Source organism: Streptomyces sannanensis (assembly GCF_039536205.1).
Taxonomy (GTDB): Bacteria; Actinomycetota; Actinomycetes; order Streptomycetales; family Streptomycetaceae; genus Streptomyces; species Streptomyces sannanensis.
Genome location: NZ_BAAAYL010000001.1, coordinates 774,314 through 793,307, shown reverse-complemented (window position 1 = coordinate 793,307; position 18,994 = coordinate 774,314). Strand labels below are relative to the sequence as shown.

Here is an 18,994-nt window from a genome sequence, read left to right as displayed (position 1 = left end):
GACCCGAAAGCGCAGTCAGTGAAGTCTGCGGGGCGCCGCCGTCAGGCGAGCGACACCTGCCGCTCCAGCAGGCGGGTGATCTCCCGTACCGCCGCCCGGCCCGCGCGGTTCGCGCCGATCGTGCTGGCCGAGGGGCCGTAGCCGACCAGATGGATCCGCTCGTCGCGGACCGCGCGTGTGCCGTCGACCTGTATACCGCCGCCCGGCTCGCGAAGCTTCAGCGGCGCGAGGTGGTCGATGGCGGCGCGGAAGCCCGTCGCCCAGAGGATGACGTCGGCCTCGACCGTGCGGCCGTCGTCCCAGGCCACGCCCTCCGGGGTGATCCGGTCGAACATCGGGAGCCGGCCCAGGACGCCGTTCTCGCGTGCCTGCCGTACTGCTTCGGTGACCGGCAGACCGGTCACCGACACCACGCTCTGCGGCGGCAGCCCTCGTCGCACCCGCTTGTCGACGAGTGCCACCGCCGCACGCCCCTGGTCCTCGCCGAACGGGCCCTCGCGGAACACGGGCGGGCGGCGGGTCACCCAGGTGGTCTCCGCCGCGACCTCGGCGATCTCCATCAGGTGCTGTACTGCGGAGGTGCCGCCGCCGACCACGATCACGCGCTGCCCGGCGAATGCCTGCGGACCGGGGTAGTCCGAAGTGTGCAGTTGCCACCCGCGGAACGTCCCCTGCCCGGCGTAGCGGGGCCAGAAGGGGCGGTCCCAGGTGCCGGTGGCGTTGATCAGGGCCCTCGTGGCGTAGGTGCCCTCCGAGGTCTCGACGAGCAGCCGTCCGTCCTCGCTCCCGCGCACCGCGGTGACATCGACGGGCCGGTGCACCCGCAGATCGAAGGCCCGCTCGTACGCGGCGAAGTAGGCGCCGATGACCTCGGAGGAGGGGCGGTCGTCGTCCGCTCCGGTCAACTCCATCCCAGGGAGCGAGTGCATTCCGTGCACCTTGCCGTACGTCAGCGAGGGCCAGCGGAACTGCCAGGCGCCGCCGGGCTGCGGGGAGTGGTCGAGCACCACGAAGTCGCGGTCGGGTACGAGCCCCACGCGCCGCAGATGATGGGCGCCGGACAGTCCTGCCTGTCCGGCGCCGATGACGACCACATCGATGTCTCGCACCCCGAAGTTGTTCACATTTCTACAAACAGCTCCCGGCTCCGGGATCTTCCCACCGGGTGCGGGCGCGTGCCTCATGGTCTCCTTCCCTCATGGGCGGGCCGTCCCCGAAGGACTGTGTGAGTATCTGAGGGTGAGTTTCACGACCCGGATCCTTCATGTAGCCACCGGATCGGCCGAGACGGTGACCGATCTGACCCGTGACTGCGAGCTCTTCCTCCAGGAGGCCGCCGTGGACAGGGACGGTCTGCTCAGTGTCTTCGTCCCGCACGCCACCGCCGGGATCGCGGTCATCGAAACCGGTGCGGGAAGCGACGACGACCTGTTGGCCACGCTGCACCACCTGCTGCCCGCGGACGACCGCTGGCAGCACCGGCACGGCAGCCCCGGACACGGCAGAGACCATGTGCTGCCGGCGTTCGTGCCGCCGCACGCCACACTGCCGGTGATCGGCGGGCGGCTGGAGCTGGGCACCTGGCAGTCCATCTGCCTGGTGGACACCAATAAAGACAAAGACAACCGTCAAGTGCGGTTGAGCTTCCTGGGCTGATCGAGCCGATCAAGATCGTCCTGGGTGTGGCCGCCAATTCTCCTTACGCTCCGGCGAAACGGGAGAAAGATGCGCGGTACCACCATGGACGAGATCGAACGGCCGTACGACGGCTGCGGAAAGTGCCTGCTCGGAGTACGCCGGCTGTCGCGGGTCAAGGCCGCCACGACCTCGCCGGAGCGGCAGCGGGAGGACGTGCTGACGGCTGCCGCCACCGTCGGCGGGCACATCATCGACTGGGCGGACGACTGGGAGGTGTCCGGTGCCACCGACCCGATAACCCGTCCGAGGCTCGGGCCGTGGCTCCGCGACGAGCGCGGCAAGTACGACGGGCTGGTTGCTGCGGCCGTCGACCGGCTCGGCCGTAACGTGGTCGACTGCCTGAACACCGGCTACAAGATGCGCGACGAGGGCAAGTTCCTCGTCTCCTACGGGCACGAAGGTGTCTGGAACCTCGACGACCCCAATGACGAGAACCGCTTCACGATGGAGGCCTGGGGCGCGCAGATGGAGCTGCGCGCCATCCAGCGGCGCAACCGCGACGCCACCAAGAAGATACGCGCCGCCGGCCGCCCGAAGGGCAAACCGTCGTATGGCTTCCAGTACGTCCGCACCGTGCCGAACGGCCGGGTCGACCGCGTCGAGCTGCACCCCCACGCGGCTGAAGTCCTCCGCACGGTCGCCCAACGCATCCTCGCCGACCCCGCCAACGTGTCAGTGAGCAGCGAGGCCGCTCGCCTGAACCGACTCGGCGAGCTGTCGCCGACCGACCACCTTGCCGTCATGTACGGCAAGCCGGCCGGTGGGCGCCCCTGGTACCCCACGAGCCTGCGCAACATGCTGCTGTCCGAGGCGGCCATGGGCTACCTAGTCCACCAGGGCAAGCCCGTCACCGATCGGACGGGAAACCCGGTGCGCCTGTGCGAGGGGTTGTGGAACCGCACCACGCACAACGCCTTGAAGGATGTGCTCCATGCCAGCGACACCCCATATCGGGGCCGCAAGACCAACCGGTCGTACCTCCTGACGGAAGTGGCCCTGTGCGGCCAGTGCCACAACCGGCTCTTCACCCAGACGTCCGCCGACGCCCCACCTCGCTACGCGTGCACAGTCCGGAACAAGGGCTGGAAGAATGCGCAGCATTGCCGCCCGGCTCCCAACATGCGCGTCGCCAATCTGGACGCCCTGGTCGAGGGCTGGTTCCTGGAGAAGTTCGGGCACGGTGCGATCGTCGAGACGGTGTACGACTCCGGAAACGGCGTCGCCGACCGCATCGCCGAGATCAAGGCCAGCCAGCAGCGCTTGCGCGCCGACCGCGAGGCTGGCCTCTACGACCAGCCTGACGACGCCGAGTGGTATCGCGAGCGCTACATCGAGCTTTCCCGCGAGCTGAAGGAGCTGGAGAGCGAGCCCCAGCGACCGCCCGGCATGGTGCAGCGCCCCACTGGCGAAACGGTGGAGGACCGATGGATGAAGGCCCCGGACGTCCAAGCCCGCAAGGAGATTCTGCTGGACTTCGGGGTCAGGGTGACGGTGTTCCCGGCGTCGGCCCCGGTGCGGTGGGTACCGGGAGTCCTGCACGGTCCGGAGCAGGACCCCCTGAGCCTGAGCGGATCATTCCGGACCGCAGGTCCCTGAGGACTCAGAGGGATCCTGCGGCACTGTCAAGTCCGGGTATCGGGCGCATCCTGGCGTTCCTCAGCCGAGCGAACGCCAGGAGCCTCAGATGCTGAACCCGGAAACCGAACCGATCGCGGGCGAGCTGCACATCGCCTACCAACACGGCTGGTCGACCGACGAACCCACATGGGCGGTCCTGACCCACGGCGAGAAGGTGGCGGACCTGGCCGCCCGTCTCGGAGGAGGGGTGAGGGAAGCGCAGGGGCGGGCCGGGGCCACCGAGGTGCTTCTGGGCCGGAGCGCGGTCGAAGCGACACTCGCTGGTCCGACCCCACTTGTTTACAACTCGGTCCGACGGCAGGGTCCCACTACCGTGCGAATGGACCAGGCGGTCTCCGCGGCTTCGACTCGGGCGGAGGCTGGCAAGGCCGACGGGCGCATAAGGACCTGCGACCAGATGGTCGAGGCTCGTGCAGGCACCGGCCCGCGTCCTGAGGTCTCGCTGCTGCTCCGCATTGCAGGAGCGGAAGAGCTTGGTGCATTCCGGCTTACCTCAGAATCCTGGGACTTTTCCGAGTCAGTGCGGGCGCTGTCGGCTGAGGCTTTTCCTGCCGCTGATCGGGTGCGCGTCATGGTGCGAATCCATACGAGTCGCATGACGACGCGGTCCGGAGTGGCGGTGGTGTTCGTCCAGCCTCAACTCGTCGTTCTCGATTCATTTTCGGAGGACGTTCACTGGTCTCTGGCGGCGTGACGCGGTTCGGGCCTGCTCCTCTGGGGACGGTGCCCCGCGGTCTCTCGAGCCGGAGGCGTTGCCGGAACAATCGATGGCGGTCTACGCCTGTGGCACGACCCCGCCTACAGTCCAGCCAATGCGATCACGGATTGCTTCAGTGGGAACGAACGAGAGTGCCACCGCGAGCGAATCGAGTACGGAGGCGAACTGGCCCTCCTGCTGGCGCAGATGGGCGTCAAGGAAGGAGACCTCGGCACCCGTGGCGCTGCGGCGGGCCTGCCGCGCGTACAGCGCGGTGAGGGAGAAGGCCCAGCACGCGTGCAGGAAGCCGTATACGGGGCGAGGAGTTCGCCGCCAGGGAGAGAAGAAGGTGACGTCGGCGGGGAGGCTTACGTCGTGCGCGGCCAAGGCGTCGTTGAGCCAGTTGTGGGCGGCCTCGTGGATCAGGTCGCGGGCCAGGACCTCGGGGTGGGCGGTGTAGTCGGTGAAGACGGTGCCGGGGAGGCGGGTGAGGGCCCAGCTGTGGAGGGTCTCGTCGAGCACGCGGCGGTTGAGCAGGCAGATGACGGGGGCGTGCTGGGTGAGCAGGGTGCCGAAGCCGTGCTCGGTCGTGGAGGCGAGGGCGGCACGAACGAGGCCATGAGCCTCGGGCGGGGCAGGGCTGGTGTCGGGGCCGACGAGGTAGTACGCGGTTTCGGAGATCTCCGAGCGAAGCAGGTCCGAGGGTCGCGGGCTGAGCACGATGTGCGGGCCGGCCGACAGGTGGGTCAGGTCTCGCACCGTGGCGCTGCGGTACCAGGCGAGGCGGTCCGTGTCCCGGGCGCGCGCGGCGTGTTCGGCGCCTTCGAGCAGGTGGTGGGCGACGGCGTAGTCGAGGGCGGACGAGCCGAGGCGGTTGCCGAGTACGAAGGCGATACGGCTGGTCCGTTGGCGCTGGTGGTCGGCGATACCGCTGAGGGCGACCAGGGCTTCCGGGGAGAGGGCGCTCATCTGGGGCTCCGGGGGTGGAACGGGGCCGGACCGGGTCGGGCCCGGCCCCGTGTCGGGTCAGGACTCGGCGGTGGGCTCAGCGGCGTCGTGCTGCACCGTGGTAGCCAGCCAGGTCTCGGTGGCCGCGTTGGAGGTGTGCGCGGTGGTGCGCACGGGGTCGCTGTCACGCAGGGACGCGACCGCCTCCAGGAACTCGTCGAACGTCTTGTCGTCTGCCACTGCTCGCTCTCTCCTCAGGTCGGGGCGGTGGGTCGGGGCGAAGGGCTGGTGCGGGCGGGCCGCGGGGGCCGGTCATGGCGGCGAAGCTTCCTACTCGGAGACGAAGAGCGTGAGGAACTTGCGAACGCGGCCGGCGCGGACCGGTTCGGTGCCGTGGGCGAGCTGGCTGCCGAAGACCATGAGAGTGCCGGGAGCGGGTGCGACGCTCCATCGCGTGCGCGGCATGCTGCGAAACCAGGGAGAGGACATGTCCGTCCCGTCGTGTGCGAAGCGCATCCCCGGGGCGTAACCCGACCCGGTCGGCGCCTCGTCGGCGGTCCAGGCGGCGTCGCTGCCCGTGGTCTCCACGTAGAACGCGCCGCCCGTGTCGTGGATGTCCGTGAGCGTGACCGTCGCGGCGGCGATCTGCCGAGGACGGGTAAGGGGATCAGGGGCGATGCCGTCCGCATGCGGGGTGATGTACTGGCCGGCGCCGCACTCGAGGTAGATCCACGGGTCGAGCAGCGTGAACGGCAGGGGGCCGCCAGCTGCAGGGTCGTCCTGGTAGCGGGGGACGACGTGCGTGTGGGCATGCGGGATGGCGTCGCCGAGCAGTTGATAGTTCATCTTCAGGGGCCGATAGTGCTGCTCGATTGCCCGCCCGAGTGCGAGGGTGTGGAGCCAGAAGGCAGTCGCCTCGGCTTCGGTGAGCTCGGTGGGTTCGGCGACGTGACGGCCGGTGTAGATGACGACGCAATAGCCGCGGGCTTGGCCGGAGCGCCATAGGTAGGCGTTGCTGACCTCGCCGCGGCTCAGAAGGATGCCCCAGCCGATGTCGTCGGCGGAGTAGTCGTTGCCGCACATGGGGCAGTCGATACCTACCCGGTGGTCGGCGAATCGTGCTGGCCAGGCGGCAGGCACGTGGCCGTCGTGTGTGGGGTCTGGTGTGCTCAACTCGGATCTTTCGTACGGTTTTTGCTGGTACTGGCCGGGGGAAGGCACCAGCTCAGCTCGGCTTGGCCGGAACCTGCGCTGACCCATTGCTCGCCGCCGGGTTCGAGGCGGAGCTGGTAGGTGTCTGGCTCTCCGGCGGCCCGCCAGCGGGCGGCGGTGTCCTGGATCTCGTCCCAGATGTCCCGCGGTCCGTAGGCTGCGAGGGTCCAGTCGCCGACTGGGTCGGGGCGTGCGGTGAGCCAGGAGCCGCACGCGGGCGCGCCGAGCGTCAGGTGGTCGGCGGCCCAGTTCCGCACCAGACCGGGGTGGAGGTGATCGAGGGCCAGCCACATGCCCCGCGCGTCATCCGGCGGAGGTGCGTGCCGACTGCGGAAAGTGCGGCCCTCCTCTCCGGCTGCGATCCGGTCGCGGAAGCGCGCGGAGATGAAGTTCCGCTCGAAGCCGTGGGCGGGGCGGTGGCCGTACTCCACCGCCCGTAGCTCCCCCTCGATCCACCCGCCGGGCGTCCTCGTGACGACGGCCAGGCCGGGCCAGGACGGGGAGCGCGTGGAGACGTTGACCAGCGCCCGCCCGCCGGGGGCGAGCTGTGCCAGCCAGGCTTCCGGCAGGCGGGGGACGGTGTAGGAGACGAAGATCCGGTCGTACGGGGCAAGGTCCGCCCAGCCGGCCTCGCCGTCGCCGCTTACTGTGCTCGGCCTGAAGCCTAGGCCGGCCAGGCGCTCACGGGCGGCGGCGGTGACGTGCCGGTCGCGGTCGAGGGTGACCACCCCTGCATCACCGCAGATCCAGCAGGCGATGGCCGTGGTCACCCCGGCGCCGGTGCCAATGTCGAGGACGCGTCGGCCCGGCCGCAGGTCGAGCTCCTGCAAGAGGCCGGCGGTCATGCCGATGGTGCTGGACATCGACGTGATCGAACCCCCGGACCGCGGCCCCGGCACGCGGCCCAGGATCGGCTCGCCGTCGTGCTGGATCAGCACGCTCTCCCCGCCGTACAGCACATCGAGCAGCTCGTCCTGGTCCGCGGTGACCGCCCAGTTGAGCAGGTCCCAGCGCGGAGGGGTCTCCTCCGGCTGGCTGCGCCGCACGTACGCCTGGGGCATGAGCCGCTCTCGGGGCAGAGCCAGCAGGGCATCCCGTACCAGGCCGGGCCGCAGGTCGCCCTCAGCCTCCAGACGAGTAACCATCCGCGTGCGGGCCTCGGCGGCCTGCCCCGTGCGGGTGCGGGGAGGTGCATGCTCAGGCACGAGGTGTACTCCTTCAACAGATGAGGGTCGGAACCGGACTTGGGCCGGCGGATATCCGACGGCGGTGCGCCGTGAGGGTCCGCGGACCGGCAGGCTTCTCGGGTCACGTCCAGCCCAGCTCGGTGTAGAGGCGGCCGGCCTGGATGCCGTGGATCGCGGCGCGGGTGTAGGGCACGATCGGTTCCGGCAGCTGCTGCGGGTGCCACCAGTCCCAGCTGATGCACTTGTCCGGCTCACGCAACTGCGGCTCTCCCTGCCAGCGGTGGGCGCGGAAGACCATTTGCATGCGCGGCTGGGTTCCTGGTGCGTCGAGGACGTGGACGGCGTGCACGAACTCGACGTCGGCCGGGGCGATGACCAGGCCGGCTTCTTCCTCCGCTTCCCGGATCAGGCAGGCGACTGCGCTCTCCTGCTCGCAGTGCCCGGCGAGGAAGTGGTGCGTGGCCCCGGCGAACGCGGCGTCGGGGTGCCGAAGACCCAGCAGCACTTTGCCCTGGTGCTCGAGGTAGAGGTGGACGCCGATGACGTTGAGGCGGGTCCGACCAACTCCGCGCAGCGGTGATGATGCCAACGGGCGGGGACTGGGGACCTTGGCCTGGTGCAGGTCGATGACCTGCTGGGTCCACGGGCACATCGTCAGGTACGGGACGGTGGCGGCGTCGAACCAGCAGAACATGATGCCCTCGCTGACGGGCAGGGCGTCGGCGTCACCGTTCCAGCTGCCGACGTAGACCTGGATCCGGCCCTTGGTGGTGCCGTCGGGGCTGTGGCAGTCGACGACGGTGAACGGCTTCAGGTCGGGGATGGTCAGTCCGGTCTCTTCCAGCAGTTCGCGCTCGATGGTCTCGAAGGAGGTCTCGTTTCCTTCGGGGCCGCCGCCGGGGATGGACCATGTGCCGGGGTCGCAGATGCCAGGGATGTTGTCGCGAAGGTGGAGCAGGTACGCGCCGCGATCGTTGATCAGCAGCGCGGCCGTGCCCATCGGCTCGGTCTGGTGCATGAGGTCACCGCCTTGATCGGAGGAGTGGGGTGTGGTGCCGGGCATGCGCTGCAGGGCCCGGACGGGGGAGCGGTACAGCACGACGAAGGGGACGATCAGCGCGGCGGCGCCGATCGTGAGGGTGGGGCGTACCCCGAGCCACGTACCGAGTCCGCCCGCGATGAGTGCGGCGAGGGGGCGGCAGCCCGCGGTCAGCCAGGTGCTGACCGCCTGCATCCGGGCTTGCATTCCTGCCTCCGTCACACACTGACGGATGGACCGCTGGGTGGTGCCCGCCGTCCCCGCACAGCACATCTGGAGGGCCAGCCCGGCCGCGATGGCGACCTGCCAGCGCAGGCCCGGGGCCGCGAGGAGGAGCGGGACCTGGGCGAGCGGGGTCAGCGCCAGGGCGGCGAGCATCATGGGTCCGGGCCCGAACCGGGCGGACCACCTTGGAGCGAGGAGTGCGCCGACGGCGGCGCCGGCCGCCCCAGTGCCCATCACCACGCCGAACGAAGTCGACCCCATGCCCAGGGTCCGCAGGAGGAACAGGGCCCACAGCGTGTTCATCAGGGCCAGTGCGAACGACGTGGTCGCGTTGACAAGCGTCAGGGTGCGCAAGGTGACGTCGGCGAAGACGTACCGCATCCCCTCGCGGATCTCAGCGAACAGCAGCCCACCACACCGAGGTTCCGTGAGGTGCGCTGAGTCCGTGGCGGTGATGCGGGCCGTGCAGCACGCGCTGACCACGTGCGAGAGTGCGTCCGCGACGAGCGCCCTGGCCGCCCCGAGCACACCGGTCAGCGCTGCCCCGAGGTGGCTGCCGCAGGTCGCCGCGACGGAGAACAGCGCACCGATGCGACTGTTGCTCCTCTGGATCAGTGAGCGGTCCACAAGCGAGGGCAGCAAGCTGATCGCGGCGGCGTCCTGCACTACACCGGCAGTTACCTGCACGGCGGCGACGGCCATGAGCTGCCCCAGCGTCAGCGACCCGAGAGCAGCGGCGAGTAGCAGTGAAGCCAGCGCGGCGGCGCTCACCAGGTTCCCCGTGATCATCACCCGTCGTTTCGGCAGCCGCTCGGCGAGGGCGCCTGCGTGCAGCGCGACAAGCAGGGGCGGGAGCTGGCCGACGAAGGCGAGCAACGCCACCTGGCCCGTGGTGGCGTCGAGTTCGACCACGGCCAGGAGCGGCAAGGCCACCTGGCTCACGGAGGTGCCGGCCACGGAGGCAGTTTGCCCCGTGAGGTAGAGGCGGAAGTTTCGGTGCCGCCACAGCGTCGCGCGGCCCGCGCCGCGTCTGGCCGCTCGTACGGAAGATCGGGTGGCGACGGTGCCTGCCGCCTTCGCACCGCGAAGGGGCCGTGCCGGTACATGGTCGGCGTTCATGCCACCTCCTTGCCGGCGTCGGCCTGGTAACCCGCCGCCTGGAGGGTGAACATCTCCGCGTATGCGCCGTTCAGTTCCATGAGTTCGTGGTGGGATCCGGACTCGATGATGCGGCCGTTGTCGAAGACGTAGATGCGATCGCACTCGACGACGCTGGCGAGCCGGTGTGAGATGAGCACGGTGATCTGGTCGGGGCGTCGCTTGGTGTGCAGGACCGCCTGGTAGACGGCGTGCTCGGCCTTGGGGTCCATGCTGGCGGTCGGTTCGTCGAGGAGGAGCACGGGCGCGTTCTTGTACAGGCCGCGGGCGACGGCGATCTTCGCCCACTGGCCGGCGGACAGTTCCTGTCCGCCCTGGAAGCGCTTGGACAGCAGGGCGTGCCAGGTGCCGGGCAGGCCGGCGATGACCCGGTCGGCGCCGGATGCGGTCGCCGCGTCGAGGGCCTGTCGTGGATCCGCTTCGGTGAGGGTGCCGCGGGAGATGGTGATGTTCGCCAGCGCGCTGAACGGGAAGTGCAGTGGGTCCTGCAGGACCATGGAGACCTGGGCCTGTACGGACTCCGTGTCCATCTCCGTCACGTCCACGCCGTCCCAGCGCACCGACCCTTCGCTTGGGGCGTACAGGCCGGCAAGCAGCCGTGAACAGGTGCTTTTCCCCGACCCGTTGACGCCGACGAACGCCACTGTCTCCCCGGCGCGCAGCGTCATGGACACCCGGTCCAGGGCGGGTGTGTCTTTGCCCGGGTAGGTGTACGTGACGTCCTGGAGGCTGATGGTCTCCACGGTCGCGGGTGCGGTCAGTTCCCGGCGCCTGGGCTGGAGGCGCCGACAGCGGTCCTGGAAGGCGAGAAGGTCGTCGACCCACATCGCGTGCTCGTACACCAGGTGCGCCACGTCCATGAACCGGGTCAGAGACCCCTGGGCTGTCTGGATCGCCAGGACCGCGCCCGCGCCGGCGGCCAGCGGCATCCACCCGGCGACCAGCATCAGCCCCAGCGCGGTGTATGTGATCCCGGTGCCGACGCCACCGAGACCACGGCCGGCCAGGGACAGCAGGGCGGAGTTCACGCCGAGCCGAGTGTCCTCCTGCGCGATACGTTCGGTCAGCCGGTGGTGCTCGTCCAGCAGGGCACGCTGTGCGGTGTCCGAGCGCAGCTCGGCGGCCGAATCCCGGTCCAGCAGCAGCCAGGAGAACACCCGCACCCGCCGCTGAAGGGCGTTCCACCGCCGGAACGAGTGGAAGCGCGCCCGCGCCGAGCGGACCGCCGCCGCCCCCACGGGAAGCACCGACAACGGCAACAGCAGGATCAGCAGCGGGTGCAGGAGCGCCAGCACACCCGCGGTCCCCACGATCCCGAGCAGGGCCGAGGCCAGGGAGACGACCTGGCCGACGATCTGACGTGCATAGAACAGGCCGCGGTCGTTGGCCCGGTAGGCGTCGTCGTGCCAGTCGGCGTCGTCCACGACCTCCAGCCGGACGTGCGCGGTCAGGTGAAGGAAGTCACGCTCCAGTGCGGTACGGATCTTCGGCGTCACCCGAGCCTGCGCGACCGCGACCCCCGCCTCCAGCAGCGCTCGCGCCGACATGAACGCCACCACCAGCAGGATCTGCGGCACCGCGGCACGCACCTTGTCGGGTGTGGGGCCGTCGCCGAACAGCTGATGGAGGACGGCGACGGAGGCCATGAGGCCGAAGGCCGACATGGCCGCGGAGACCAGCTGCAGGGCGACGAGGGCGACGGTCGCCCGGCGGTCAGCCCGCCAGGCCAGATGGCCGATCCGCCGCACGATGCGCGGCAGCCGTACGAGGATCTGCCTGACCGTCGCCTTCGCTGCAGCGCCGTCGTAGACGGACCAGTACGCCTCTTTGAGATCGTCGGTGATGTCACCGTCCGTCGGCCCCGCCGGGAGGCACGCGGGCGGGAGGCCGAGCGTTGCCGAACGTGGTGCGGGCACCGCTGCGGCGCCTTGGGGCACGGCGCGTGCGTCGTCCGGCGTGGTCATGCGTCCCACCTCGTATCCGGTCGTGATGCTCGGCGGTCGTGTGCGGCGGGCAGGTCAACAACGCGCCGCAGTACCGTCAAAGACCGGGCCTCGGGCTGCTGGTGTTCGAACGTGGTAGGGCTGCTTCCAGGGGCGGGCACGGGATTCACGGCGTCCTCCGAATGGGTCGATCAGGGGTACTGGTGACCTAAGAACGGCCCGGAATCGGGCTCGTCACGGCCGATTACGGGGCAGCTTCTGAACAAATGTTCTAGACGGGGTGGTTGGGTGGGCGCGCCTTGGCTGAACGGCTTTGAAACTCCCTCGAACAGGGAGAGTCACCCTTTCGAGGTATTGCCCTGCCCTGGGGTGAGCGGTGGCAGCTCGTTGCCGTCGGGCAGCTTCCGGGCAGGATTCGCGCTGCCTCCAGGTCGGGGAGGCGGCGGAGGACATGGCACGAGGGAGCGCGTCTCGGCGGTGATCGGATGGGACCGGACCCCTGGGCATCGGGACGGAGCGCCCAGGTGTGCGCAGGGGGTCAACTCGGCAAGGCCGAAGGCGGCGAGTTGGACGAGCTGGAGGACTGCCTCGTCCGAAGGCGGGATCGCAGCAGCGCCTCCGCCCTTTCAAGGTCCTCCGGTGTGTCGACTGCGACGCCTTGGTCTGTGACCGAGAGCATGCGTACCCCGTGACCGTGCTCGATGAGGCGCAGCATCTCGATGCCCTCGGCGCGCTCCAGAGGCCCTTGCGGGAGATGGCGGAACAGGCTGAGGGCCTTGGCTGTGAAGCCGTAGAGTCCCAGCTGACGCAGATACGTCGGCCGGTCTCCCCTCGGGTAGGGGATCGGTTGCCGGGAGAACATCAAGGCGTTGCTCCCGGTCCCGAGGACGACCTTGACGACGTTGTGGTCGAGGACGGCGCCGGCGTCGTTCAGCTCCGTGTACGCGTTCACGGCGAGTGTGCCGGGGGCCATGTGATCCAGGGCCTCGGAGACGGCGTCGATCGCGGCCGGATCGATGAACGGCTCGTCGCCCTGGACGTTGATGTAGGCGTCGGCGGAGAGGTGTTCCGCGGACTCGGCGACGCGGTCGGTGCCGGTGTGGTGTTCTCCCGTGCGTAAGCATTTGATGCCCAGCTGGTGGCAGGCGTCCTCAATGCGCTCGTCGTCTGTGGCGACCACTACGCCGTCAAGGCGCTTCGCTTCCAGGCAGCGTTGGTGGACGTGCCAGAGCAGGGGCTTGTCCCCGAGCCGGGCCAGGGGCTTTCCGGGGAACCGGGAAGCCGCCCACCGGCAAGGGATGACGGCTATGCGGCGGCGTACGGTGTGCGTCTGCGCTGCTGTGGTGGAGGCCACGGCGTTCTCCCGTCGGCGAGTCTCAGGAACGTGGGGTTCGGTGGAGGAGGCCCAGCTTGTCTCGGACGGTCGGAGAGGCGGAGTCCTCGAACGATCGCCACTCGTAGCCGCTGACCTCCTCGGTCTGGAGCGTCACCGAGTGCTGGGCCCGGAGGCGGAAGGGCCAGCGGAAGTCGATGTGCTGGTGCGCCGGCTCACCCTTGGCAGGATTGGCGTTGATGTCGTGCACGTCGATGTCCAGGGGCACGGTCTCGAACCCGGGGATGGGGACAACCGCGTCACAGGGGATGCCGGTCTCCTCGTGGAGTTCGCGCAGGGCGGCACTGGGAAGGTCGCGGTCGCCCGGCTCGTTGTGTCCACCCGGCGCGAGGGCCTTGCCCGTCGCGTTGTGCCGGATGTGGAGTACCTGGTCGTTGTCGTCGATGACGATGGCGCTGCAGGTGACGTGGGCCGGGAACGTCTTCCGGCTGGTCGGGTCCTCTGCGTCGGCGAGAGCCTTGAACAACGGGTCGAGGTTGTTTCGCTCGCCCGGGTGACGGGCGAGGTAAGCGTCGACGGTGTCGCGGATGTGGTTGGGGGACGGCGGCATGGGATCACCTGTCGAAGTGGTCGAGCCAGATCCTGGCGATGGTCTGGCGGTCGGGCGGGGGCATGTCGTGAAGGCCGGGCTGGAAGCGGCTATGGCTGAGGGCGGCTGTGGCGGCGAGTATCTCGGCCTGGACGAGATGGATGTACGTGCCGACGGCGGCGCCGTGCACGAAGTTGACGGCTCCGCCCCCGGCCAGCACGTAGAAGTAGTGGCCAGTGATCTCGTAGCGCGTCAGATGCTCGCCGACCGGTGTGCGCTGGTAGAGGCCGTGAAGGCTTCCGAGTTCGAGTTCGTCCTCCGAAGAAGTCACCGAGGCGAGGTACGCGCCGTTGCGCATGGCGGCGAAGTCGTCCTGTCGGAGTGCCAGGTTGCCGGTGGCGCACAGGACGAGTTCGGCATCACGGACCGCCTCGGTGGTCGTCGAGCTCGTGCGGAAACCGTGGGAGTGCGCCTGCACTCTCTTGACCGGATCAGTGTCGTACACGGTGACGCGCAGGTCCTGGGCCCGGAGGGCCTGGGCGATGGCTCGGCCGATCTTGCCGAACCCGATGACACAGGCGTTTCGGCTGGTCAGGATGTCGCCACGGGCACGTACGAGGGCATCGGTCGAGAAGACGATGGACCTGCCCACCAGGTGGTCCTCGCAGTCCTTCAGTGGGGAGCGGGCCACCGAGACGACGGGACACGGCAGGGGATCGAGTGCCGCGTACCGCTGGTGTCCGTTCTCTGTGTCCTCGACGACGCCGAGGACGCGGCCGGAGAACTTCTCTACCAGAGTGGCTAGACACGGCGCGAAGTAGCCGCCGATGTCCATCAGGACGACGTGCTGGCCGCCGGCCGTGTCCTCCAGGTACTCCAGCGCTCTGGTCGAGTCGGCGAACAGATCCCGGCTGAGATGGTGGACGTCGTACGTGAGCCGGACGTCTTCCAGCGTCGGCTGATCAATGGACTTGGGCTTGGGCAGTACGGCGCCCACGGTGGACGTCGAGGCCATCGCGCGCAGGAATGCCGGTCGCTCGGGGAGCAGGTGCGTGATGATCAGCGAAGTGACCTGTTCGCCGGCGGGAAACTGCGCCGTGATGTGCCGGAAGAAGGCGTCCAGTCGCGCTCTCTCAGGACTCTCCACAGCGACTCCTTGTGATGTCAGGCTGGTTATGCCACCCGGCCGTACGCGGCGGGCTCGGCGGTCAGGGCCTGCATGTGGGCGCGCATGCCGCTGTGGAGGTCGACCTGGGGCTGCCAGCCCAGGACTTCGCGGGCGCGGCCGGGGTTGGCGCGGGTGGTGAGGACGTCTCCGGTGCGCGGGTTCTGCTGGTGCACCTGGATGTCGCGTCCGACGAGGCTGTTCGCGATGTGGATCACTTCGAGCAGGGACGCGTTCGAGCCTCCCCCCACGTTGATCACCCCCTGTGCGCTCGGAGTGGTGGCGGCGGCGATGGTGGCGGTGACCGCGTCGTCGATGTAGGTGAAGTCCCGGCGCTGGTGACCGTCTCCGTACAGGCGCAACGGTTGGCCGGTCAGGGCTGCCTGGATGGCACGGTGCGTGAACATGTCCGAGCGCTGCCGTGGGCCGTAAACGGTGAAGTACCGCAGGGCGACGACGGCGGTGGGGCAGTGGGCCTGCGCGGCGTGCGCCAGGCAGAGCTGCTCCTCGGCGAGCTTCGTCACCGCGTACGGAGATGCCGGCTGCGGGCGGTCGGTCTCGACACTCGCACCGCCGTCGGTGGGGCCGTAGACGCTGGAGGACGAGGCCACAACCAGCCGGGGGACACCGATGCGGGTGGAGGCACCCATGACGCGATGGGTAGCGAGGACGTTACACGTGACGTACTCGCCGAACTGCGGTCCCCAGGAGGGGCGTACGCCAGGGATCCCTGCCAGGTGGAAGATGACGTCCGCGTCGACCAGGAGCGGCTCGATCGCGCAGTTGAGCAGGTCGGCGGTGACGTGCATGTACCCCGGGACCCCTTGCAGAGCGGCGAGGTTGGCCGCGGCCGTGCGGTCGGTAGCCGGGTCGCGGCGGTCGACCCCAACGACGACGGCTCCGGCTTGGACAAGGGTGTGTGCGAGATGGGAGCCGATGAAGCCGGCGGCGCCAGTCACCACCGCCCGACGGGGGACGGCAGTGGTCGGGTGAGGCGAGTGCTGTGACACAGAAGTCTCCAGAAGGCAGCGAAGTCGGAAGATCAAGTGAGCCGAGCCAGGACGGTGCGGCCGTGGGTGCTCAGGGCGAGGTCGTCTTGCTCTTGTCCGCGGACCAGGGCGGTGATGGCCTCGATGGCGCCGAAGGACTCGAGCAGGCGCTGCTCGGTGTCGGACAGCGGCGTTCCGTACCCGGCGAAGAACGCCGCCCGGAGGTGGGGCGCCGCCTGCCAACGGCGGAATTCGAGCCGGGCGAAGTCGCGGATGCGGGCGTCCCGGCGCATGTGTTCGAAGTCGCATAGCCCGAAGGAGTCGCCAATGAGCCAGTTCCGCGGCTGGTAGTCGAGGTGACACACTGCACTGTCCATGAGGGTGTTCGCCAGGACGTCCGCGTAGTGGCTCAGACGGTCGTGCTCGGCCGCGGAGATGAGAACGGCCTGGTCCGCCCGGGCGATCCAGTGCCGGAGCCGTTGCGACAGCTCCGTTCCGACGGCGCCGGTGCGCGGGACCGAGGTGGCGTGATGCAGCTTGACGAGCACGCGGCCCGCTTCGTAGTGGGCTCGCTCCTCCTCGGGAGAGCCCGGGGCCATCGTGTCCGCCCGTACGCCGGGGAAGGCGGCCAGCAGCAGGGTGCACGTGGAGTCCTGATGGCCGACCACCCTGGGGGCGTGGCCGTTCAGGTGGGTTCCCCACGCGCGGTAGGCGTGGAGTTCCCGGACGTACCGTTCGCGCTCGCTGTGCTGCTTGGCGAAGAACTGGCGTCCGTCGGTGTCGACCAGGCGCAGGAGTCGGGGCGGGAGCGACCGGTCGGACAGTACCTGGACCGCTCCGAGCATGTTCCGGGCCAGCCGGATGCGTGGATCGTCGAACGCTGTGATCACGAGGCAACCTCCTGCGCTAAGGCGGCCAAGTGTTCGGTGTCGTTGTGCCGGTCGAGCATCCACCGTCTCTGCCCCAGCCGGTTGAGGTGGCGCTGCCAGCGGGTGATGGACCCGTGGGAGACCGTGAAACCCGCGGGGGAGCCGAGCGGGATCCCCAAGAGGAGGGTGTGGGCGGTGATCACGGTCTCGCCGTGGGCGGCGAACAGGACCCGGTCGCCCTCGTGCTGGTCGATGAGTTCCTGGAGGAATCGGCCGGCGCGCTCCAGGTAGCCGTTCCAGGTGTCGGAGCCAGTGGCCCAGGGCTTGTCGGGGTGGGCGTGCGGTCCGCCGTCGGCGGTGGTCTTCACCCCGGTCCAGGGCTTGCCGTCAGCGGCGCCGTGGACCGGACCGTCGAGGCGTGCGTCGGTGGACAGCGGGATCTGGAGGGCCTGGCTGATGATCTCGGCGGTCTGGCGCAGGCGGATGCGCGGGCCGGCGTAGAGCGTGTTGAACGGCTTCTCCCGGTGTTCGGTGGCGAGTCGGCGGGCGACCTGCTCGACTTGGGCGTACCCGCGGTAGGTCAAACCGGTGCAGGTTCGCGGTCCTCCGACCAGGCCGTCGACGTTGCACTGGGCCTCGCCGTGGCGTATGAAGACGAGTTCGGTGGTGATCATGCGGAACCTCGAGGTCGGGGGCGCCTGGGCGGCCAGCCATAGCGGTAGCCGTTGCGCCCGACGTACGGGGCGGTCAGAACGGCGTGCAGGGCGAGGAAATCGTCGAGCCGATCGCGTTCCGTGGCAGCGAGCCGGGTGTCGTGGCGTCCGGCGGCCTGGTTGTAGGCGGCCAGGGCCGAGTCGATGGCCTGGTCCGGGAGTGGCCCGTACGTCAGGAGCAGCGTCGCGATCAGCTTCGCCAGGTCGTACGCCATCGGGGCGAGCGTGAGGTCGTCCGTGTCGACGGTGAAGACGGTGCCGGTCTCGGTGATGAGGAAGTTCCGGGGGTTGCTGTCCTTGTAGAAGGCTGTGGGCCCCTCGGCGGTCTTCTCCAGTAGCCTCAGCATCGCGTGCAGGGCGGCCTTGTCCGGAAGGTATCCCTGCTCCAGCCGCCGTCGGAGGGCGGTCTCCCGCGGGCCCAGGTAGTCGCCGAACGCGGTGCCGTCCTGGAAGCGGTGCGGCGTGTTCAGGGGCGCCGGGCGCAGGTCGCTGACCCAGGCGGCTCCGTGGGCGTCGCCCAGCAGCGTCGCCAGCTGCTGAAGGTCCTCCCGCTGGGCCGGGCGGCCTTCGATCCGCTCGTACGTCAGGCTGGTAGGCCCGACCACCGTCAGCGCCGGTTGCCGCAGGGGTCGCGCGTGCTCGGCGATCCAGGCGTGGTGACGAGCAGCCGCAGCGACCTGCTGGGGGGCCTCGTAGTGCTTGGTGAAATAGCTGATCGTCACGGACACCCTCCCCTCGATCGGGCCACGACGAACGTGATGACGGACCGGGTGGTGAGCAGCTGATCCGGCAGGACCTCGTGAAGGGCCGCCGCCAGCGCCCCAGGGTTGCCGTACAGGCCGGGGGCCAGGTCGTACTTCGGATTGGTGGCGAGGTACTCCGCGATGTGGTCGTGTCCGTCGAAGGTGAAGCTGTGCTCCTCGTGCTCGGTGGTGACCACGTCGAGCGACGCGGCGGCCAGGCTCGCGATGTTGCCGCTGTGCGCCGAGACGTACAGGCTCTCGTGCCGCTCGGCCCGCAGGTCGAGACCGGCGGCGGCGACCAGCTGGTCGATCTCGCGGTAGCTGTCGAGGCTCTTGGTGACGAGCACGGCCAGGCCCCCGGGGACGAGGACCCGGTCGATTTCCGCGACAACTCTCTCAGGGTGAAGCGAGTGGTAGAGGCAGAACGCAGCGACGGCTAGATCGCATGATCCGGTCGGCAGGGGGAGCTGGTGAAAGTCTCCCTGGAGGAAGCTCACCAGGACCCCGGGCATCCGGCAGGCACGCTCGCGGGCCTTATCGATCAGGGCTGGGGCGGCGTCGAGGCCGAGGAGGCTCCGTGGCCGGAGCTGCTCGGCGATGACCCTGCTGCTTGTTCCGCGGCCGCAGCCGATGTCCAGGGCCACACCGAGGCGATCCGCTCGCTCGTGGTGGGTCTGTACAAGCTGGACGATCGTGTCCGGTACATGGCGGCCGGAGGTCTTGGCCCGCATCAGGGCGTTGGACCGGCTTGCCAGCCGCGAGGCGTCACCGTACAGATCCGCCTGCCAGCCGGGGTCCAGGAAGGGGTTGGTACTACTCATGCCGCGCCGTCCCTTCGACGGCGCGGA

General features: G+C 69.4%; 18 protein-coding genes. 3 read left to right on the top strand and 15 right to left on the bottom strand.

Annotation, left to right across the window (positions count from 1 at the left end):
* Positions 1–41: 41 nt before the first annotated feature.
* Positions 42–1,124 (bottom strand): NAD(P)-binding domain-containing protein, encoded by a 1,083-nt coding sequence (locus ABD858_RS03475; RefSeq protein WP_345034488.1) that lies wholly within the window; start codon positions 1,122–1,124, stop codon positions 42–44.
* Between the two features lie 109 nt (positions 1,125–1,233).
* Between ABD858_RS03475 and ABD858_RS03470 the strand changes: the two genes are divergently transcribed.
* The 3 genes from ABD858_RS03470 to ABD858_RS03460 all read left to right on the top strand — a co-directional run bounded on the left by ABD858_RS03470 (position 1,234) and on the right by ABD858_RS03460 (position 4,030).
* Positions 1,234–1,656 (top strand): secondary thiamine-phosphate synthase enzyme YjbQ, encoded by a 423-nt coding sequence (locus ABD858_RS03470; protein WP_345044248.1) that lies wholly within the window; start codon positions 1,234–1,236, stop codon positions 1,654–1,656.
* 69 nt (positions 1,657–1,725) lie between these two features.
* Positions 1,726–3,294: a recombinase family protein gene (locus ABD858_RS03465; RefSeq protein ID WP_345034487.1), complete on the top strand. Its 1,569-nt coding sequence runs from the start codon at positions 1,726–1,728 to the stop codon at positions 3,292–3,294.
* A gap of 88 nt (positions 3,295–3,382) precedes the next feature.
* On the top strand, positions 3,383–4,030 hold the full coding sequence (locus tag ABD858_RS03460; RefSeq protein ID WP_345034486.1) for a hypothetical protein: 648 nt from the start codon (positions 3,383–3,385) through the stop codon (positions 4,028–4,030).
* A gap of 81 nt (positions 4,031–4,111) precedes the next feature.
* On the opposite strand, the gene ABD858_RS03455 is transcribed toward ABD858_RS03460, so the two are convergent.
* The 14 genes from ABD858_RS03455 to ABD858_RS03390 all read right to left on the bottom strand — a co-directional run bounded on the left by ABD858_RS03455 (position 4,112) and on the right by ABD858_RS03390 (position 18,967).
* Positions 4,112–5,002, bottom strand: a complete 891-nt coding sequence (locus ABD858_RS03455; RefSeq protein ID WP_345034484.1) for an aKG-HExxH-type peptide beta-hydroxylase — start codon at positions 5,000–5,002, stop codon at positions 4,112–4,114.
* A gap of 57 nt (positions 5,003–5,059) precedes the next feature.
* The gene (locus tag ABD858_RS03450) at positions 5,060–5,221 is read right to left on the bottom strand and encodes a hypothetical protein (RefSeq protein ID WP_345034483.1); all 162 of its coding nucleotides are present in this window, start codon (positions 5,219–5,221) and stop codon (positions 5,060–5,062) included.
* Positions 5,222–5,311: 90 nt separating this feature from the next.
* A complete protein-coding gene (locus tag ABD858_RS03445; RefSeq protein ID WP_345034482.1) occupies positions 5,312–6,121 on the bottom strand; it encodes an HIT family protein in 810 nt (269 codons plus the stop codon).
* Between the two features lie 29 nt (positions 6,122–6,150).
* Positions 6,151–7,398, bottom strand: a complete 1,248-nt coding sequence (locus ABD858_RS03440; protein ID WP_345034481.1) for a methyltransferase domain-containing protein — start codon at positions 7,396–7,398, stop codon at positions 6,151–6,153.
* 103 nt (positions 7,399–7,501) lie between these two features.
* Positions 7,502–9,763: an MFS transporter gene (locus ABD858_RS03435; protein ID WP_425586146.1), complete on the bottom strand. Its 2,262-nt coding sequence runs from the start codon at positions 9,761–9,763 to the stop codon at positions 7,502–7,504.
* Complete coding sequence (locus tag ABD858_RS03430; RefSeq protein ID WP_345034478.1) at positions 9,760–11,766, bottom strand: ABC transporter ATP-binding protein; 2,007 nt, start codon at positions 11,764–11,766, stop codon at positions 9,760–9,762. The genes ABD858_RS03435 and ABD858_RS03430 overlap by 4 nt, the downstream gene beginning before the upstream one ends.
* A 517-nt stretch (positions 11,767–12,283) precedes the next feature.
* Positions 12,284–13,099 carry a 3-deoxy-manno-octulosonate cytidylyltransferase gene (locus ABD858_RS03425; RefSeq protein ID WP_345034477.1) on the bottom strand — a complete coding sequence of 272 codons (816 nt, stop codon included), beginning with the start codon at positions 13,097–13,099 and terminating at the stop codon, positions 12,284–12,286.
* A gap of 22 nt (positions 13,100–13,121) precedes the next feature.
* Positions 13,122–13,688: an NUDIX hydrolase gene (locus tag ABD858_RS03420; protein WP_345034476.1), complete on the bottom strand. Its 567-nt coding sequence runs from the start codon at positions 13,686–13,688 to the stop codon at positions 13,122–13,124.
* Between the two features lie 4 nt (positions 13,689–13,692).
* Positions 13,693–14,814, bottom strand: coding sequence for an adenosylhomocysteinase (locus ABD858_RS03415; protein ID WP_345034474.1), 1,122 nt, complete (start codon positions 14,812–14,814; stop codon positions 13,693–13,695).
* Between the two features lie 26 nt (positions 14,815–14,840).
* Positions 14,841–15,794: an NAD-dependent epimerase/dehydratase family protein gene (locus tag ABD858_RS03410; RefSeq protein ID WP_345034473.1), complete on the bottom strand. Its 954-nt coding sequence runs from the start codon at positions 15,792–15,794 to the stop codon at positions 14,841–14,843.
* An 80-nt stretch (positions 15,795–15,874) separates the two neighbouring features.
* Entirely contained in the window at positions 15,875–16,711 is an 837-nt protein-coding gene (locus tag ABD858_RS03405; protein ID WP_345034471.1) for an aminoglycoside phosphotransferase/kinase family protein, read from the bottom strand.
* Positions 16,708–17,364, bottom strand: coding sequence for a histidine phosphatase family protein (locus ABD858_RS03400; protein ID WP_345034470.1), 657 nt, complete (start codon positions 17,362–17,364; stop codon positions 16,708–16,710). The genes ABD858_RS03405 and ABD858_RS03400 overlap by 4 nt, the downstream gene beginning before the upstream one ends.
* The gene (locus ABD858_RS03395) at positions 17,361–18,125 is read right to left on the bottom strand and encodes a phosphotransferase (protein ID WP_345034469.1); all 765 of its coding nucleotides are present in this window, start codon (positions 18,123–18,125) and stop codon (positions 17,361–17,363) included. Before ABD858_RS03395 ends, ABD858_RS03400 begins: the two co-directional genes overlap by 4 nt.
* Positions 18,122–18,967 carry a class I SAM-dependent methyltransferase gene (locus ABD858_RS03390; RefSeq protein ID WP_345034468.1) on the bottom strand — a complete coding sequence of 282 codons (846 nt, stop codon included), beginning with the start codon at positions 18,965–18,967 and terminating at the stop codon, positions 18,122–18,124. Before ABD858_RS03390 ends, ABD858_RS03395 begins: the two co-directional genes overlap by 4 nt.
* Positions 18,968–18,994: the final 27 nt, after the last annotated feature.

Coding starts and splice junctions, on each gene's coding strand:
- ABD858_RS03465 (WP_345034487.1), top strand. CDS start 1,726: ATGCGCGGTACCACCATGGACGAGATCGAACGGCCGTACGACGGCTGC.
- ABD858_RS03460 (WP_345034486.1), top strand. CDS start 3,383: ATGCTGAACCCGGAAACCGAACCGATCGCGGGCGAGCTGCACATCGCC.
- ABD858_RS03455 (WP_345034484.1), bottom strand. CDS start 5,002: ATGAGCGCCCTCTCCCCGGAAGCCCTGGTCGCCCTCAGCGGTATCGCC.
- ABD858_RS03435 (WP_425586146.1), bottom strand. CDS start 9,763: ATGAACGCCGACCATGTACCGGCACGGCCCCTTCGCGGTGCGAAGGCG.
- ABD858_RS03430 (WP_345034478.1), bottom strand. CDS start 11,766: ATGACCACGCCGGACGACGCACGCGCCGTGCCCCAAGGCGCCGCAGCG.
- ABD858_RS03420 (WP_345034476.1), bottom strand. CDS start 13,688: ATGCCGCCGTCCCCCAACCACATCCGCGACACCGTCGACGCTTACCTC.
- ABD858_RS03400 (WP_345034470.1), bottom strand. CDS start 17,364: ATGATCACCACCGAACTCGTCTTCATACGCCACGGCGAGGCCCAGTGC.
- ABD858_RS03390 (WP_345034468.1), bottom strand. CDS start 18,967: ATGAGTAGTACCAACCCCTTCCTGGACCCCGGCTGGCAGGCGGATCTG.